17 protein-coding genes and 1 pseudogene are annotated in these 17,470 nt (G+C 70.6%); 13 read left to right on the top strand and 5 right to left on the bottom strand.

The features are described from left to right. Nucleotides 1-17: 17 nt before the first annotated feature. The 3 genes from sctP to sctU are packed head-to-tail and all read right to left on the bottom strand — an operon-like array spanning nucleotide 18 to nucleotide 3,774. Nucleotides 18-626: a type III secretion system protein SctP gene (gene sctP, locus BTH_RS03920; protein WP_009895994.1), complete on the bottom strand. Its 609-nt coding sequence runs from the start codon at nucleotides 624-626 to the stop codon at nucleotides 18-20. Further along, nucleotides 623-2,695, bottom strand: coding sequence for a type III secretion system export apparatus subunit SctV (gene sctV / locus BTH_RS03915; protein ID WP_009895993.1), 2,073 nt, complete (start codon nucleotides 2,693-2,695; stop codon nucleotides 623-625). The genes sctP and sctV overlap by 4 nt, the downstream gene beginning before the upstream one ends. After that, nucleotides 2,692-3,774 (bottom strand): type III secretion system export apparatus subunit SctU, encoded by a 1,083-nt coding sequence (gene sctU, locus BTH_RS03910; protein WP_009895991.1) that lies wholly within the window; start codon nucleotides 3,772-3,774, stop codon nucleotides 2,692-2,694. The genes sctV and sctU overlap by 4 nt, the downstream gene beginning before the upstream one ends. Before the next feature lie 235 nt (nucleotides 3,775-4,009). Between sctU and BTH_RS03900 the strand changes: the two genes are divergently transcribed. The 11 genes from BTH_RS03900 to BTH_RS33180 all read left to right on the top strand — a co-directional run bounded on the left by BTH_RS03900 (nucleotide 4,010) and on the right by BTH_RS33180 (nucleotide 14,211). Next, a complete protein-coding gene (locus tag BTH_RS03900) occupies nucleotides 4,010-4,564 on the top strand; it encodes an HrpB1 family type III secretion system apparatus protein (protein ID WP_009895987.1) in 555 nt (184 codons plus the stop codon). 13 nt (nucleotides 4,565-4,577) lie between these two features. Further along, nucleotides 4,578-4,994 (top strand): type III secretion protein HrpB2, encoded by a 417-nt coding sequence (locus BTH_RS03895; RefSeq protein ID WP_009895985.1) that lies wholly within the window; start codon nucleotides 4,578-4,580, stop codon nucleotides 4,992-4,994. A 2-nt stretch (nucleotides 4,995-4,996) separates the two neighbouring features. Next, complete coding sequence (sctJ, locus tag BTH_RS03890; RefSeq protein WP_011401011.1) at nucleotides 4,997-5,854, top strand: type III secretion system inner membrane ring lipoprotein SctJ; 858 nt, start codon at nucleotides 4,997-4,999, stop codon at nucleotides 5,852-5,854. Next, nucleotides 5,851-6,543, top strand: a complete 693-nt coding sequence (locus tag BTH_RS03885; protein ID WP_009895981.1) for a type III secretion protein HrpB4 — start codon at nucleotides 5,851-5,853, stop codon at nucleotides 6,541-6,543. The genes sctJ and BTH_RS03885 overlap by 4 nt, the downstream gene beginning before the upstream one ends. After that, nucleotides 6,528-7,244, top strand: a complete 717-nt coding sequence (gene sctL / locus BTH_RS03880; protein ID WP_009895979.1) for a type III secretion system stator protein SctL — start codon at nucleotides 6,528-6,530, stop codon at nucleotides 7,242-7,244. Before BTH_RS03885 ends, sctL begins: the two co-directional genes overlap by 16 nt. After that, nucleotides 7,241-8,569: a type III secretion system ATPase SctN gene (gene sctN / locus BTH_RS03875; protein WP_009895977.1), complete on the top strand. Its 1,329-nt coding sequence runs from the start codon at nucleotides 7,241-7,243 to the stop codon at nucleotides 8,567-8,569. The genes sctL and sctN overlap by 4 nt, the downstream gene beginning before the upstream one ends. Further along, nucleotides 8,566-9,084, top strand: coding sequence for a type III secretion protein HrpB7 (locus BTH_RS03870; RefSeq protein WP_009895976.1), 519 nt, complete (start codon nucleotides 8,566-8,568; stop codon nucleotides 9,082-9,084). Before sctN ends, BTH_RS03870 begins: the two co-directional genes overlap by 4 nt. Then, entirely contained in the window at nucleotides 9,081-10,073 is a 993-nt protein-coding gene (sctT, locus tag BTH_RS03865; protein ID WP_009895973.1) for a type III secretion system export apparatus subunit SctT, read from the top strand. Before BTH_RS03870 ends, sctT begins: the two co-directional genes overlap by 4 nt. Before the next feature lie 355 nt (nucleotides 10,074-10,428). Beyond that, the gene (locus tag BTH_RS03855) at nucleotides 10,429-12,417 is read left to right on the top strand and encodes a hypothetical protein (protein ID WP_009895970.1); all 1,989 of its coding nucleotides are present in this window, start codon (nucleotides 10,429-10,431) and stop codon (nucleotides 12,415-12,417) included. A gap of 345 nt (nucleotides 12,418-12,762) precedes the next feature. Next, nucleotides 12,763-13,323: a hypothetical protein gene (locus BTH_RS03850; RefSeq protein WP_009895966.1), complete on the top strand. Its 561-nt coding sequence runs from the start codon at nucleotides 12,763-12,765 to the stop codon at nucleotides 13,321-13,323. 130 nt (nucleotides 13,324-13,453) lie between these two features. Further along, a protein-coding gene (locus BTH_RS33180) for an IS5 family transposase (protein ID WP_099005207.1) occupies nucleotides 13,454-14,211 on the top strand; the annotation gives its coding sequence in 2 pieces (ribosomal slippage) (nucleotides 13,454-13,769 and nucleotides 13,769-14,211; 759 coding nt in all). 12 nt (nucleotides 14,212-14,223) lie between these two features. Here BTH_RS33180 and BTH_RS33175 read toward each other — a convergent pair. Continuing rightward, nucleotides 14,224-14,562: pseudogene (locus tag BTH_RS33175) on the bottom strand (TauD/TfdA family dioxygenase); the annotation flags it as partial. Between the two features lie 3 nt (nucleotides 14,563-14,565). Next, a complete protein-coding gene (locus tag BTH_RS03835; protein WP_009895961.1) occupies nucleotides 14,566-15,486 on the bottom strand; it encodes a LysR family transcriptional regulator in 921 nt (306 codons plus the stop codon). Nucleotides 15,487-15,594: 108 nt separating this feature from the next. Between BTH_RS03835 and BTH_RS03830 the strand changes: the two genes are divergently transcribed. Together BTH_RS03830 and BTH_RS03825 are read left to right on the top strand one after the other, a co-directional pair. Then, entirely contained in the window at nucleotides 15,595-16,992 is a 1,398-nt protein-coding gene (locus BTH_RS03830) for an MFS transporter (RefSeq protein ID WP_009895960.1), read from the top strand. Next, the gene (locus BTH_RS03825) at nucleotides 16,989-17,387 is read left to right on the top strand and encodes a hypothetical protein (RefSeq protein WP_009895959.1); all 399 of its coding nucleotides are present in this window, start codon (nucleotides 16,989-16,991) and stop codon (nucleotides 17,385-17,387) included. Before BTH_RS03830 ends, BTH_RS03825 begins: the two co-directional genes overlap by 4 nt. The last annotated feature ends 83 nt before the right edge of the window (nucleotides 17,388-17,470 follow it).

Here is a 17,470-nt window from a genome sequence, read left to right as displayed (position 1 = left end):
TTTGGTGGCGTGCTCGCTCAGTCGACGTCGATCTCGATCGCGCGCGGCGCGCCGTGATGCGCAAGCAGCGTGTCGAGTCGCGCGTGCAGCGTCGCGCCATGCGTGCAGAGTAAGTGCCGCGTCGCCGCGTCGGGCGTCTGGAACCGAAGCCGCAAGTCGAAACGCGAAAGAACGAGATGCAGCACCGTGTCCGGCAGCAGCGCCGCGTCGAGCGGCAGGCTGATCTCCCAACGGTTCGACGCGTCGCTGCCGCACAGCGCGGCGATCTCGGGCGCGAGCGCTTCGGCGACGCACACCATCCGCTCGCGCTGCGCGAACACCTGATTGACGAACGCGTCGGAGCCCGCGCGCGCGCGCGCCATCGCCTCGCGCCCGAGCGCATCCGGCAGCGCGGCCGGATCGCGCTCGAACCGCGGCGCGGCGCCGTCGCGCCACGGCATCAGCGCGTCGCGCCGCCGCTCGTCGCCGGCCGCGGCGCGCTCGCCGGCGGGCGCAACGCGCGAGCGCCGCATCAACTGCGCGTAGTCGAAGCCGCGGCGCGCCGCGCGCGGCGCCGGCGCGCCGTCCGGCTCGGGCGCGGGCTCGCCCGCGATGATCCGCACGGGCCTCAGATCGGCGGCGCTCATGCGTGGGCCGCCTGCGGCATCGTCACGCGGCCGAGCGGCTGCAATTGAACCTGGTCGCCCAGCTCCTGATACGAATAGACGGGCAGCCAGCCGAGCCGCGCCTCGATCATCCGCCGCGTGTAGCGGCGCACGTCCATCGACGTGACGAGCGCGACGTCGTCGCGCGGCGCATCGCCGACGAACGACGCCACGCTGTCGACCAGGTAGCGCACCTGCTCGGGCGGCAGCGCGAGGAAGTTGCCGGCGGGCGTCTGCTTGATCGATTGCCGGATGTGCTGCTCGACCGCCATGTCGAGCAGCACCGCCGGCAATTGCCGCGCGCCGCGCGCCGCCCGATACGCGAGATAGCGCGACAGGTCGCCGCGCACGTATTCGGCGAGCATCAGCATGTCCTTCTCCTTCGGCCCCCACGCGACGAGGCTCTCCATGATGTCGCGCGCGTTGCGGATCGGGATGTGCTCTTCGAGCAGGCGGCGCAGCACGTCGGCGATCCGTTGCGTCGGCAGCGCCTTCTGCACCTCGGCGACGAGCCCCGGATAGTCGAGGCCGAGCTGATCGAGAATCCACTGGGTTTCCTGAATGCCGAGGAACAGATAGGCGTTGCGCCTAAGCAGCGCGATCGTCTCGTGCGCGATCACCTGCTCGGCGCGCCATGCGCGCACGCCGGCCGGCGCCGCCTTGTCGTCGATCCAGTAGCTCTGCGCGAGGCCGCCCGCCGGCCCGCGTTTCGTGCAGCGGCCGGCGAGCGCGGGATCGGACGCCGCATCGGGCAGCATCGTCTGGTCGGCCGGCAATTCGAGCCGCGTCTGCGGCACGTCGCGCATCAGGATCTCGCACGTCGATTCGGGCAGCGCGTCGCTCGTCCACAGCGTGATGCCGGGAAACGGCAGCCCCTGCTCCTCCTGCAGCTTCGCGCGCTCCTCGTCGAACGCGCGGTCGAGCGCGGCGGGCGCGAGCCGCGCGACGAGATCGGGCGCGACGCGCACGCCGATCGCGCACGTGAAGAGCGGCGCGCGCGGCAGGATCGACGGCGTGCCGCTCTTCGCGCCCGCGCGCTGCAGCGCGATCACCGGCTCGCCGCGCGCGGTCGTGCGGCGCGCGCCCTTGTGCAGCCGGTAGCCGGCGAACGCGAGCGTCGCCGACAGCAGCGCGAAGAGCGCCGCCGGAAAGCCCGGCACCGCGGCGAAGCCGAGCAGCAGCACCGCCGCGAAATACAGCGCGCGATGGCTGCCGCCCAGTTGCCTCGCGATCTCGGAGCCGAGCGACGCGCCCTCGCCTTCGTCATGATCGTCGGCGACGCGCGTGATCATCACGCCCGCCGCGACCGAGATCAGGAGCGACGGGATCTGCGACACCATCGCGTCGCCGACCGACAGGATCGAGAAGCGGTTCGCCGCTTCCCCCGCCGTCATCCCGTGGTACATCACGCCGATCGCGATGCCCGCGACGATGTTCACGAGCGTGATGATGAGCCCCGCGATCGCGTCGCCCTTGACGAACTTCATCGCGCCGTCCATCCCGCCGTGCAGCTGGCTCTCCTTCGCGAGCGTCGCGCGCTTGCGGCGCGCCTCGTCGGGCGTGAGGATGTTCGCGCGCAGGTCCGCGTCGATGCTCATCTGCTTGCCGGGCATCGCGTCGAGCGTGAAGCGCGCGCCGACTTCGGCGACGCGCTCCGAGCCCTTCGCGATCACGATGAACTGCACGGTCGTGATGATCAGGAACACGACGAGGCCGACGACGAGATTGCCGCCGACGACGAGCTCGCCGAAGCTCTCGATGATGTCGCCCGCGTTCGCGTGCAGCAGGATCGACTTCGTCGACGCGATGTTCAGCGACAGCCGGTACAGCGTCGTGAACAGCAGCACCGACGGAAACACCGACAGTGACACGATGCTGCCGACGTACATCGTCACCATCAGCAGCGTGACGCTGATCGCGATGTTCACGCCGAGCAGCACGTCGATCACCTCGGGCGGCAGCGGCAGGATCATCAGCGACACGATCGCGACGACGAGCACCGTGATGCCGACCTCGCCGCCGGCGGGAAGTTTGAGGGATTTCAGCGTCATGACGACCTCGCGCAGGGAACGGCGGCGTCGGCGCGCACGCCCGAGATGGACTCGACCCAGCGCAGGATCGCGGCCACCGTTTCGAACAGTTCTTCGGGAATCGCCGCGTCGCGCTCGACGCGGTACAGCGCGCGCGCGACGCTCGGGTTGCCGACGATCGGCACGCCGAGCGCGTGCGCGTGGCGGCGCAGCGCGAGCGCGCCGTCGTCGACGGCTTTCTCGATCACCCGCGGCAACGGATGCTCGTCGGGCGCGTAGCGGATCGCGACCGCGTAGTGCGTCGGGTTGACGACGAGCACGTTCGCCTGGCCGACCTTCTGCCGCGGCGGCGCGCTCGTCGCGATCTCGCGCGCGAGCCGGCGGCGCTCGCCCTTCGTGTGCGGATCGCCCTCGCTCTCCTTGTGCTCGCGCTTGGTCTCCTCCTTCGTCATCCGGTTGTCGCGGATGAACATCGCGCGCGAGATCTTGTAATCGGCCGCGGCGAACACCGCGACGACGAGCGCGACGACGCCGAACAGTTTCATCAGCACGGTCCACAGCACGCGCGAAAGCTGCGGCGTCGCCTCGTACACGCTCGCGACGACGAGCGGAAACAGCGATGTCATCATCTTCCAGATCACGCACGTGAGCACGATCGCCTTGACGATCATCTTCACGAGCTCGAGCAGCGATTTCGTCGAGAAGATCCGCTTGATCCCCGCCATCGGGCTGATCGCGTCGAACTTCGGCATCACGGGTTCGAGCGTGATCATGAAACCCGCCTGCGGCGCTTGCGATGCAACGCCCGCGACGATCGCGGCGGCGACGAACGGCAGCATCGTCAGCCCGGCGCTCGCGGCGAGATCGTGCAACGCGGCGAGCGTCGCCTGCGGCGTGCGCTCGCCGTGCACGAAATCGAGCGCGGTGCGGATCGCGCGCGACAGGCCGCCCGTCAGCATCGCCTCGCCCGCCGTCAGCACGCCGATCGCGGCCGCCAGCGTCGCCGCGTCCGCGACGTCCTTGCTCTTCGCGACCTGGCCCTTCTCCCGGGCCTTCTTCAGCTTCCGCTCGGTGGGCTCTTCGGTTTTCTCTTCGGCCATCGCCGGCGTTCCTGTCGAGAGTCGGACACGACGCGTACGTTAGCGGCGCGCCGCGCCGCGCGCACGCGCCCACCCGAAGCCGCGCCGCGCGCAGCGAAGCGCGCGCGACGCTTCGCTGCGCGCGGCGCGGCTTCGCATCGGCGGCCGGGCGGCCGCCGCGCGCTGCTACCTTGCGCCCCATACGCCTTTTCCTCAACGACATGCGCCGCTCGCGCGGCGACACGGAGCGCACACCATGGACGAATCCCGGCCGACCTATCTGCGATGCAGCCAAGCGGCGCTGAACGTACTGATCGACGCGGCGAGCCTCGCGCTCGGCGGCGCGCTCGGCGGCCCGGCTGCCGATCCCTACGATATCGGCCTGCTGATCGACGCGCTGCGCGTGCTCGCGCCGCAACTGCCCGCCGCCGACATGTTCGACGGCATGCTGCACGTCGCGCTCGGCAACTTCGACGACGCGGTGCGCGTGTTCGCGGAGGTGTCGAACGGCCCGACGAACGCGATCTACGGCAAGGCGCTGCTCGCGTTCGCGCTGCAACTGAAGCGCGATCCGCAGTGGCGAAGCGCCGCCGACGACGTGCTGGCGGCGGGCGGCCCCGCGCAGGCGATCGCGCTCGTGCGCGCGCTCGAGCGGCAGCATGACGTGATGCTCGCGAAGGAGCATGCGCAACGCACGGGCGTGTGGGAATTGCCCGGATCGGCCGCCCCCGACGACGCGGCGCCCGCGAATCCGTCGGGCGGCTTCGACGCGCAGGCCGCGTTCGCGCATCAGCAATATCTGCGTCTTTGACGAGGAGGCCCGCATGAACGCCCCGCTTTCCCCGATCGACCTGACCCGCGCGCTCGACGCCGCGTTTCAGGACGCGGCCGCCGCGCCGGCCGCGTCGATGCCCAACGTCCCGCCGGAGGTCGGCGCCGAGGTCGCCGGCCGCTTCCAGGCGCTGATGTCGAACGCGACGCCGGTGCCGCCCGCGGCGCACGCGCACGAAACGAGCGCGGTGGCGAAACTCGTCGAGACGTCGGACGCCGCGATCAAGCAGGTGCTCGACAATGCCGCCTTTCTGAGCCGGCACGCGCACGAGATGTCGACCAACGAGATGTTGGCGGCATCGCTGCGGGCGTCGGCCGAGGCGACCGCCCTGCAGATCGACATGCAGGCGAAGATGAGCGTCGTCACGTCGACGAAGGACGCGATCGGCTCGCTGATGAAGAACCAGTGATCATGAAACCATTCCGTCTCCCGAACCGCGCCGCCGGCCGCAGCCTGGCCCGGCTGCCGGCCCGGCTCGCCGCGCTCGCCGCATGCGCGGCGCTCGTCGCCGGGTGCCAGCAGGAGCTGTACGGCGGCCTCGCCGAGCGCGACTGCAACGAGATGATGGCCGCGCTGCTGCAAAACGGCGTCGATGCGCAAAAGAAGACGCCCGACGGCGGCAAGACATGGACGCTCGCCGTCGACGACAAGCAGATCGTCAAGGCAATGGAAGTGCTGCGCGCGCGCGGGCTGCCCGCCACGCGCTACGACGATCTCGGCGCGCTCTTCAAGAAGGACGGCCTCGTGTCGACGCCGACCGAGGAACGCGTGCGCTTCATCTACGGCGTGTCGCAGGAGCTGTCGGACACGCTGTCGAAGATCGACGGCGTCGTCGTCGCGCGCGTGCACATCGTGCTGCCGAACAACGATCCGCTCGCGCAGGTCGCGAAGCCTTCGTCGGCGTCGGTGTTCATCAAGTACCGGCCGAGCGCGAATCTCGCGACGCTCACGCCGCAGATCAAGAACCTCGTCGTCCATAGCGTCGAAGGGCTGACGTACGACGAAGTGAGCGTCACGTCGGTCGCGGCCGACCCGGTCGATCTGGTGTCGGCCGCGCAGCCCCCCGCGCGGAAATCCGGCGGCGCGATGCTCGTCGGCGTGCTGGCCGCCGTCATCGCGTGCATCGCGCTCGCGGCCGCGGGCGGCGCGCTGTGGTGGCGCGCGCGCAAGAGCGGCGGCGCAGGCCCGGGCGCGGGCGGGCTCGCCGCGCGGCTGCGCGGCGGCGGCGCGAAGGCCGCGGCCGCGCCCCGTCAGGCCGGCGTGCGATGACGGGCGGCGCGGCGGCCGCGAGCGGCGCGAGCGTCGAGACACGGGCCGCCTGGCTCGCCGGCTACGACGCGAACGCGCGGCGCGCGGCGGACTGGATTCACGCGAGCTGGCACGGCGCGCTCGCGCCGCTCGTCGCCGCGATGCACGAGCGCGCGCCCGCGCAGCGCGCCGCGTGCTCGCTGCTGCTGTTGCGCACGCTCGGGGGGCCATCGCCGACGCTCGACGGATTCGATTCGCCCGCGGACCGGCTCGCCGCGCTGCCCGTCGCCGACGTGCTGCGGCTCATGCGCGTGCGCGCGCTGCTGATGCGCCGCACCGAATTGCGCCACTGGATCGGCCGCGCGAGCCGCGAGCGGCTCGCCGGCTGGGTCGGCGCCGACGGCTGCCGCGCGCTCGCCGCGCTCTGCGCGCAGCCCGACACGCCGCGCGCGCGCGATCTCGATCGGCGCGAGCCGGTCGCGCCGCTCGCGCGGCTGTCCGATGACGACCTCGCATGGGAAGGCTGGTGCCTGTTCGAGCGCGAACGGGCGTGGTCGCCGGCGGGGCCGATGCGCATCGTGCGCCTCGCGCTGCCGCGCGAGTCCGCGCGCGCGCCGTGGATCGAACGCGCGGCGGCAAGCTCGGACGGCGCGACGCTGCTCGCGCGCCTGCCGTCGCTCTTTCCGGAGTGGTCATGGCTTTTTGGCTGAAGAACCGGCAGATTCCGCTCGCCGACGATCTCTGCATCGATGCGCCGCACGGCGTGCTTCGCCGCGACGCGTTCGAGACGGTTCAGGCGCTCGACGCCGTGCTCGACGCGCTCGCGGCGGAACGCGACGCGGTGCTGCGCGCCGCGCGCGACGCCGCCGGACAGATCGCCGCCGACGCGCGCGCGCAGGCTGACGCGCTCGTCGAAGCCGCGCGGCGCGAGCACGACAGCGCGTACGCGCGCGGCTACGACGCGGGCCGCGCACAGGCGATCGCCGACTGGCATGCGCGGGCGGCCGATTCGTTCGAGCAGGAGCGGCGCGTGCGCGACCGGATGCGCGAGCGGCTCGCGGAGCTCGTCGCCGCCGCCGTCCAGCAGATGGTGCGCGCGGAGGATGCGCGCGGGCTGTTCGCGCGCGCGGCGGAAACGGTCGAGCGCGTCGTCGCCGGCGCGAGCTACCTGACGGTGCGTGTGTGCGACGCCGATTACGACGCCGCGCGCGAGCAGTTCGGGCGGCTGGCCGACGCGTGGCGGCGGCAGGGACGCAACGTGCCTGTCGACGTCGTCGTCGAGCCGCGCGTCGCGCGCGGCACCTGCGTGTGCGAATCCGATTTCGGCACCGTCGACGCGAGCCTCGACACGCAACTGAACGCGATCCGCGCGGCGCTCGCCCGCGCGCTCGACGACGCGGGCCGCTCATGAACGCGCTGACCGATCTGTCCCGCGTCGCCGACGCGATGGCCGCGCGGCTCGCGATCGAGCCCGCCGTCGGCATGACGGGCAAGGTGCTCGAGGTGATCGGCACGCTCGTGCGCGTGGTCGGCCTCGAAGCGACGCTCGGCGAGCTGTGCGAGCTGCGCAGCGCGTCGGGCGCGCTGATCCAGCATGCGGAAGTCGTCGGCTTCACGCGCAACGTCGCGCTGCTTTCGCCGTTCGGCACGCTCGGCGAGATCAATCGCGGCACGCGCGTGATCGGCTTGCGGCGGCCGCTTTCCGTGAAGGTCGGCAACGGCATTCTCGGGCGCGTGATCGACAGTTTCGGCGAGCCGATCGACGGGCGCGGCGAACTCGACTACGACGCGCTGCGCCCCGTGATCGCGCCGCCGCCGAACCCGATGTCGCGGCGCATGGTCGATGCGTCGCTCGCGACCGGCGTGCGCATCGTCGACGGCCTGATCACGCTCGGCGAAGGCCAGCGAATGGGCATCTTCGCGCCCGCCGGCGTCGGCAAGAGCACGCTGCTCGGCATGTTCGCGCGCGGCGCGTCGTGCGACATCAACGTGATCGCGCTGATCGGCGAGCGCGGCCGCGAAGTGCGCGAGTTCGTCGAGTTGATCATGGGCGAGGACGGGATGGCGCGCTCGGTCGTCGTGTGCGCGACGTCCGATCGCTCGTCGATCGAGCGAGCGAAGGCCGCGTACGCGGCCACCGCGATCGCCGAGTATTTCCGCGACCAGGGCAAGCGCGTGCTGCTGATGATGGATTCGCTCACGCGCTTCGCGCGCGCCGGCCGCGAGATCGGCCTCGCGGCCGGCGAGCCGCCCGCGCGGCGCGGCTTCCCGCCTTCCGTGTTCGCCGAGTTGCCGCGCCTGCTCGAGCGCACCGGAATGGGCGAGCGCGGCTCGATCACCGCGCTCTACACGGTGCTCGCCGAAGACGATTCCGGCAGCGACCCGATCGCCGAGGAAGTGCGCGGCATTCTCGACGGCCACATCATCCTGTCGCGCGAGATCGCCGCGCGCAACCAGTATCCGGCGATCGACGTGCTCGGCAGCCTGTCGCGGATCATGCCGCAGATCGCCGCGCGCGAGCACGTCGGCGCGGCGGGCCGGCTGCGCCAGTTGCTCGCGAAGCACCGCGAGATCGAGACGCTGTTGCAGCTCGGCGAATACCAGGCGGGCAGCGATCCGGCCGCCGACGAGGCGGTCGCGAAGATCGACCGGATTCGCGCGTTCCTGAACCAGCGCACCGACGAGTACTCGCCGCCCGACGCGACGCTTGCCGCGCTTCACGAACTCGTCCGATGAGCAGCCGCAAACAGCGCGCGTTCGAGACGCTGCTCGCGCGGCGCGAGCAGCGCGGCGCGAAGCTGCGCGCGGAGCAGGGCGCGCAGCGCGCGCAACGCGACGCGGCGGCAGCCGAGCTCGCGCAGGGCGAAGCGCACGCGCACGCGAAGCTCGATGCGGCCAATCGCTACGCGGCGCGCGTCGACGCGATGGCGGCGGGCCACGCGCCGTTCGCGATCGGCGATTACGCGGCGTGCCGCCGCTATCGCGACGCGCTCCTCGACGAGCACGCGCTCGCGAGCGCGCAGTGCGAGCGGCTGCGCGCGGCGCTGCGCGCGGTGGTCGACCAGCTCGCCGCGACCGCGCGCCGGATCGCGCGCAACGACGCGCAGATCGACGTCGTGCGCGAGCGGGTCCGGCGGCTCGCGCGCGCGGCGGAGGCGGCCGCCGAGGACATGCAGGACGAGGACATCGAGGAAGGCGTGCTCGCGCGCCGGCTCGCGGCCGCGCGGGCATCGAACGAGACATTCGGATGAACACCTACGACATCTTTGCGCTTCAGCACCTGGGCGACGAATTCATCGGCTTCATCGTGCTGCTCGCGCTGTCGAGCGAGCGGCTGCTCGTGATCATGTCGATCCTGCCCGCGACCGCCGACACCGTGCTGAAAGGCCCGATGCGCAGCGGCGCGGCGGCGCTCTGGTGCCTGTTCGTCGCGTGCGGGCAGCAGGCGCTGATTCCGCAGCTTCACGGCGCGTTTCTCGTGATCGCATGCTTGAAGGAGGCCGTGATCGGGCTTGTGATCGGCATTGCGGCGTCGACGGTGTTCTGGGCCGCCGAGGCGATCGGCACGTATGTCGACGACGTCGCCGGCTTCAACAACCTGCAGATGCAGAATCCGAGTTCGGGCACGCAGACGTCGCTGATGGCGACGCTGTTCGGGCAACTGACGATTGCGTCGTTCTGGCTGCTGGGCGGCATGACGTTCCTGCTCGGCGCGCTGTACGAATCGTACGCATGGTGGCCGCTCGGCTCGTTCGATCCGGTTCCCGCGCCGCTCCTCGAGATGTTCGCGCAGGCGCGGCTCGACATGCTGATGAACATGGTCGCGCGGATCGCGACGCCGATGATGACGATGCTGGTGCTCGTCGACCTGGGCCTCGCGTTCGTCGCGCGATCGGCGCAGAAGCTCGATCTGATGTCGGTCAGCCAGCCGCTCAAGGGCGCGATCGCGGTGCTGATCGTCGCGGTGCTGGCGGGCAATTTCGTGAACGAGATGCGCGGGCAGATTTCGCTCGCGGAACTGGCGCAGCAGGTCAGACGGCTTGCGGAGCGGCCGGGACGCGATGGGAAGACGGATGGCGGCGGCGGGGCTTCGGGGGCTTCAGGCGTTTCGGGCGTTTCGGGCGTTTCGGGCGTTTCGGGCGTTTCGGGCGTTTCGGGCGTTTCGGGCGTTTCGGGCGTTTCGGGCGTTTCGGGCGTTTCGGGCGTTTCGGGCGCGACCAGTGTCACATCCATCCGCTGACCCGGCGAATCATGCCGTCTCGCGCGCCGCCATGCCGGCCCCGCGAAACGAAAGGCCGAGCCGGCGCGCAGAACGCCTCGATGCGCTTCGCACCGCGTTCGACGGCTTCGCGAGCCCAGCCGACCGCCGCCTTCGCGCACCATACGCTGCTCCTGCGATATCGATCGGCATCCGGATCATCCGATCGGCAAGCGGATCGCGCATCGACACTCGCAACGCCGCCGCGAATTCGCGCCGACCGGCTGCGGAAACCCGCAAGGCGCATGACCGCCGGGCAAGCCGGGGCCGCGCGCGATGCACGCTTCGCCGCCAATGTCGTTCCGCCGGCACCCATCCGTTCAGGAGGCACGTCGCCATGTTGAAGTCCGTTCAGCAGTCAACGCAGCCGCCGGCCGCCGCCGCGCCTGATCGGAGCGCGCCGGCCCCGTCGCCGAACCAGCCGGGCCGGCCGAGGCGCTCGCTCGGCCCGTTCTCGCACGGCACGTTGCGCAGCGCGCGCGAAATGTCGAATCAGACGCGCAACGACGAAGCGCCCCGGTTGCCGCCGCTCTCGTTCGGCGAGCCGCTGCCGCTCGACCACATCGCCGGCCGGCCGCCGCATACGCCGCCGGGCGCACGAACATCCGGCCCGCGCGACAATACGGCCGACAATACGGCGGGCAATACGGCCGGCAGTACGCCCAGCAATACCGCGGGCAACCCGCCGCCGGCCGGCAATCACGCGGCGCAGCGGTCAGCGCGGCTTCCGCCGTCCGCGTTGCCGCCCGCATCGCCGCCGCACGTCGACGCTCCCGAGCGCGCCCCTGTCCCGATGCGCGACGCGCGCCACTCGTCGCACGACGCCGCCGGCTCCGCCGCGCGCGGCGCGACGCCGCCTCCGCTCGGCGGCACGTCGTCTTCGACAGACAGCGACTCGCGCGTCGCGACGGACGCCATCGAGCGGCCCGCCCCACCTCCTCCGCCGCCTCCGGCATCAACCGCGGCGCCCCCGGCCGCCGCGCCCACGCGGCCGGCCGCGGACGACTTTCGCGCGCCGCATCCGGAGCGCCAGCCCGGCCAGGCCTACGACCGCGGCAAGCCGGGCTTCACGCTTGTCGAGACGAACGGCATCCGCCCGCTCGCGCCGCTGTTCAACGCGACCGCCGCCGGTCATCACGGCGAAGTCGCGGCCGGCCTCGCGATCGGCGGGCTCGCATCGGGCCTCGCGCACGAGACGGCCGGCGCCGGCATGAACGGCCATGCGCTGTTCGCGTCGTGGCACAAGCGCCGGCGCTACGACCGGCAGCTGTCGGCGATGCGCGATCGCGACGTCGCCGCATTCAGCGGCGCCGCCGTCGGCAGCGACGCGCGTCGGCTCGACCGGCTGATCCTCACGCGCGGCCGCGACGGCAAGCTCGACTACGATCTCGACAAGGTGATGAAGCTCGCGGCGAACGACGATCCGCCACTCGCGACGCAAAGCGCGCATGCGAGGGACGTGCTGCTCACGCTGTACATCCGCGACGAAGTCGCCGGCAAGCGGATGAGCCGCGCCGCCTACGAGCTCGGACGCAACGCGCTCGGCATCGCGTCGGGTGCGGCGCTGATCGCCGGCACGCAGGGGCTCGCGGCCGCGCCGGCGAGCGCGGGCGCAGTCGCGGCAAAACAGGCGGGCTTCGCGCTCGCGCTGCTGAATGCGCTCGACATCGGCAAGGGCGTGCGCGGCCTGAAGCAGCGGATGCGCAACGACAAGGCGCGCGACATCGACCGCAGCGCGCTGCGCAGCCGCATCGCGCTCGATACGCGCGACATCGACAGCGAGACGCCCGACGAAGCGATCAAGGGCATCCACGCGGTGCTGAAGGACAACGGCCGGATCGAGGCCGACCGCAGGCGCTTCGGCAAGGTCTTTCCGGGACGCTGGATCAACGAGAAAAAATCGACTTCGAACAAGAACGACATGGCCGACCTGACGGCCAAGCATGCGATGACGATCATCGATCGCAGCATCGATCGCTTCGCCGGAGAAGGCGATGCGAAGCTCCACGCGTTCTATGCGCGCGTTCATGCGAGGAACGCGTCGACGCCGCAGCAAAAGCGCGCGCTGCGCGATGCGATCGACGGCGACGCGGACCTCGTCGACGCGTACAACCTGATGCGCGATCTCGGCATGCGCGGCGGCGAGGCGCGCGTCGCGATCGACAGCCTGATCGCGCGGCGCATCGAGATCGGGCTCGCGAACGACGCGGCAACGTCCCGCGCCCGCGCGACGGACGCCGGCAGGAAGTACGCGGAGCAGGCGAGCTCGGGCGAGCGCGCGCCCGACGATGTCGCCGCGATGCGCACGGTGCTGCAGCGGCGATGAGCCGGCGCTCGGCGTGCGACGCGATCATGCGCTCATGCGCAATTGCGTCCGCGCGGCGACCGCGGCGCACGGCGCGCAGCGCGCGCGTACCGTCCGCGCGTCCACGGTGGATGCCCGTTCGCATGCTCGACGGTTCGCATTCGCGTCGCCCGCTTCGCGGCTGCGGCCGCCGCTCCCCGCCGCGGCGCGCATCATCGGCCCATCGACCGGCCGTCGCCGCGATCCGGTTTCGGCGGGCAGGCGTGCCGCCGATCTCGCCGTCGGGCGCCACGGCGCCCGACGCCCTTTCCTCCTCCGATCAAAGGTACCACCATGCCCAAAATCAACGGCACAAGCACATCGCACGTGGACAGCCATGCCACGCCGACGTCGAACGAGAGCTCGCAGCCCACCCGGCGTTCGAGCAGCCGCCCGACGGGCGGCTCGTCGCTGAGCGGCCTGCACGACCTCAGTCAGTCGACGCCGCATTCGCGCCGCGAGCACGTGACGGCCAGCGCGGCCGACCACATGACGCAACCGAACGCGACGTACTATTCGGCGGCCGTCCATCAGGTCAGCTCCACGCTGCAGAACAACGGGCTCGGCATCACGCAGCGCTCGCACGACAGCGTGCTGCGCAATCTCCAGGGCATCGAACAGGGCACGCAGACGCACACGGGCGCGCACATGACCGAAAGCCGGTCGTTCGGCAACGACGCGGTCAATCACTTTCAGCGCCGCGAATACCTCGACAGCGCGGTCACCGCGTTCGGCTCGGCGGTCAACGCCGCGGCCTCGATGACCGTCGGGCCGGCGCGCGATTTCGAGACGGCCCGCCGGCACCCGGACCCGCAAATCGCCGCACGCGCGGCGGCGAGCCTGCATCAGGACTTCGAGACGCTGCCTTCCCCGACCCACAGCAAGTGACGCATTCGGAACGTCACGCGGCGCGGCGGCCGCTTTCCGTCCACGCGGAAGCGGCCGCCGCGCGCCTCGCGCGAGCCTACCCCGGCTAGGGCGTGTTCACACTACATTAGTTTGAGGTTATGCTTCGGAGATGGAAATCTCCGAAGCCCAATTCAAGCAGATCGAACATTGCCTGCCGCGACAGCGTGGCAATGTGAGCCTGTCGAACCTGCAAGTGCTCAACGCGATCCTTTATGTGGCCGAGCACGGATGTAAATGGCGCGGCCTGCCACCACGTTTCGGCCGCTGGCACACGATCTACACGCGCATGAACCGTTGGTCTCGCAACGGTGTACTGGACCGAGTGTTCACGGAGTTGCAGCGCGCGCAGATCATTCGCGTTCGGATTGAAGCGGTATCGCTGGATAGCACGATCGTGAAGGTTCATCCTGACGGCACCGGTGCGTTAAAAAAAATGGACCTCAAGCCATCGGCAAGTCTCGCGGAGGATGGACAACCAAGATTCATATGGTTGCCGCGGATGCTCGAACAGCCATAACGTTCGCACTGTCGCCCGGTCAAGCCGGCGATGCGCCGCAGGGACGTGCACTGCTCGAACGCCTGGGGCCGCCGAATCGGCCGCTGCACCTGCTGATGGACAAGGCGTACGAAGGTAACGAAACCCGACAACTCGCGCTCGATCTCGGCTTCATCCCGGTCGTCCCTCCGTTGAGTACGCGCGTCGAGCCTTGGGAATACGACCGGGAAATGTACAAGCGTCGTAACGAAGTCGAGCGGCTGTTCCGTCGATTGAAGGGTTTTCGTCGCATCTTCTCGCGCTTCGACAAACTCGACTTGATGTTCATTGCCTTTATCAACTTCGCCCTGATTATCGAAGCCCTTCGATAGTGTGAACACGCCCTAGGCGCTCGACAGATAAGCCGGCGTCTTGCGCTCGCCACCGAACGCCTCGCGCCCGCGCATCATCGTGAGGTTGTCGATCATCGGCGAACCGCCGCGCCGCCAGTCGAACATCAGCCTGTTCGCCCGCAATGCCCGCCGGCCCCCGGCGAGCGCATCCGCGCCGAGCGGCTCGCCGTTCCCGTATTCGCACTCGTGCGGCGGATCGCCGTTGCCGGCCAGTTTCTCGAACGTGCCGCGCAGCCGCGGCGCGAGCGCCGACGGATGCCACGGCTCGGCCTGATTGAACCCGAGCGCGCAGCCCGTCCGCGGGTGCGAGACGATCGCGTCGCACAGCGTCGGTCAGCCCTGCGCGCGCCGCCGAACGTAACGCTTGATGAAATCGACCCACGCGCGAATCTTCTGCGGCACGTGCCGCGTCGACGGATACAGCGCGTAGACGCCCTGCTGCGCAAACCGGTAATCCGGCAGCGCGTCGACCAACGTGCCATTGTCCAGATCGTCGCGCACGAGCCACTCCGGCAGCAGCGCGACGCCGCTGCCCTGCCGCGCGAACGCGCGCAGCACCGATGCGTTGTCCGCGATCAGATGCGGTTTCGCCGCCGGCCGATACACGTGCTCGCGGCCGTCGCGATCGTGCAGCAACCACGATGCAACCTGCGACAGGCGACTGTGCCCGAGCTGCGGCAGGCGCGCGAGCGCATCCGGCGACTCGATACGCGCGACGCCGTGCGCGGCCAGCAATGCGGGCGACGCCACCGGCCGCACGTCGTACGTGTCGATGCACACGCCCCGGAACGGTAAGTCCTGGAACTGCTCGAAGCGGCCGAGCCGGATCGCGACGTCGAAGCGATCGCGCACCAGATCCGCCTGCGACGTGTGCGTCTCGAGCCGCACGCGCAACGCCGGATGCATGCTCATGAATTCCCGCAGCGCCGGCGCGACGACCGCGAGCGCGTACTCGACCGTCGACGTCACCCGCAAGCTGCCCTGCATCCCGCCGTGCTCGCCGCGCGCGTCGTCGATCGCCTCCTCGGCTTCGGCGAGCACGCGCAGGCAGCGCGCGTAGAAGCGCTCGCCCGCCTCGGTCAACTCGACGCGCCGCGTCGTGCGCGTGAGCAGCGTCACGCCCAGCTCGGCCTCGAGCTGCTTGACATTGAAGCTCACGGCCGCGCGCGCCTGGTTCAGCACGTTCGCGGCGCCCGTGAACGACCCGGCTTCCACGACCGCGCGAAACACGTCGAAACGATCCAAGCTCACCATCGCGCCCTCGATTGTCAAATTTTTTTGATCAGTCTATCCGGGCAATCGGACTGACGGCCACGGATCGCGGACTTTACACTACGTCGCCTGATGTCACCGCCCGCCTCCATGTCCGCTCGCTCACGCATCGCCGCCGTCTATCTGCTCGGATTCTCGATCGATCTCGCGAACATGTTCGCGATCAACGCCGCGTATCCGGCGCTGCAGCGCGAGCTGCACGCATCGGTCACGCAGCTCGCGTGGATCGGCAACATCTACATGCTCGGGCTGACCGTCGTGATTCCGCTCGGCGCTTGGCTCGCGCACCGGTTCGGCGAGCGCCGGCTGCTCGCCGCGTCGCTGCTCGTGTTCGCGCTCGGCAGCGCCGGCGCGGCGAGCGCGCAATCGATCGGCGCGCTGCTCGCGTCGCGGCTCGTGCAGGGGCTCGGCGGCGGCCTGCTGATTCCCGTCGGCCAGGCGATGACCTATCGCGCCTATCCGCGCGAAACGCGCGCACGCCTGACGTCGATCGTGATGATGGTCGCGCTGCTCGTTCCCGCGACGTCGCCGGCGCTCGGCGGCGTGATCGTCGACCACGCATCGTGGCGCGCGGTGTTCGCGGGGATGCTCGCGCTCGCCGCGTTGGCGTGCGTGCTCGCGCTCGCGTGGCTACCCGCCGACGTCTCGAACGACGCGCCTCGCCCGCTCGATGCGGCCGGCCTCGGCCTCAGCGCGGCCGGGCTCATCGCGCTGCTGCTCGGCTTCACGTTCGCGAGCCGGCGCGGCGCGCCAATGCCGGCGATCGCCGCGCTCGCGATCGCGTGCGTCGCCGGCCTCGCGTACGTCCGGCACGCGCGCCGCTCGAGCGCGCCGCTGCTCGATCTCGCGCTGCTGTCGCAGCCGCTCCTGCGCGTTGGCGTCGTCATCTATCTGTGCGTGCCCGGCGTCTTCACGGGCGTGAATCTGATCGCATCGCTCTTTCTGCAAAACGCGCTCGGGCTCAGCGCGACGCAGGTCGGCGCGCTGATGGTGCCGTGGTCCGCCGCGTCGTTCGCCGCGATCGCGACGACGCGACGCGCCTTCCCGTTGCACGGCCCGAGGCCGCTGCTCGCCTGCGGCATCGTGATCGCGTGCATCGGCGTCGCGCTGCTCGCGACGCCGCTCGCGGCGCACGAGGCAGGCCGCATGCTGGCCTACGCCGCGATGGGATTCGGCGCGAGCCTCTGCACGAGCACGTCGCAAAGCGCCGCGTTTCTAGACGTGCCGGCCGACCGAATGGGCGAAGCGAGCGCGCTATGGAACATCAACCGTCAGTTGAGCTTCTGTCTGGGCAGCGCCGTGCTCGGCAGCGCACTCAATTTCCTGCTGGCGCTCGATGGCGGCGCCGCGCCGCTTGCATACCGCCAGTGCTTCGCGCTCGGCGCGCTGCTCACGCTGCTGCCGCTGCCGCTCGTCGCCCGGCTCGGCTCGCGCCGCGCGCGCGTCTCACCCACTGTTTCCTCGGATACCCAATCGAACCGATCATGAACGAAACGAACCCGTATTTTCAGGAAGTCATCGATGCGCACGTCGACATCGAACGCTGGTTGTCCGGTCACGCCGAATTCGACCGCCTGCCCGCATTGCTCGGCCGCTTTTCGCCGCATTTCTCGATGATCGCCACGCGCGGCGCGCCGCTCGACCACGCCGGCCTCGACGAACTGTTCCGCCGGGGGCACGGCCAACGTCCGGGGCTGCGCATCGCGATCGACGAACTGCAGCAGATCGGCGCGTGGCGCGGCGGCGCGGTGATCGGCTACCGGGAAACGCAAACCGACGGTCAGGGCCGCACGAACACGCGACGTTCGACGGTCGTGTTCGAACGCGGCGCGGCGTCGCGCATCGTCTGGCGGCATCTGCATGAAACGCCGCTCGCGGCGTGAGCCGCGGTCGAGCGACGGTCGAGCAACGTCCAATCGGCTCGAACGTGCGCATCGAAGGCGCACGTCACATCGGCGCGAGCGCC

Source organism: Burkholderia thailandensis E264 (assembly GCF_000012365.1).
Classification (GTDB): Bacteria; Pseudomonadota; Gammaproteobacteria; order Burkholderiales; family Burkholderiaceae; genus Burkholderia; species Burkholderia thailandensis.
This window is presented reverse-complemented; position numbering and strand designations above follow the sequence as displayed.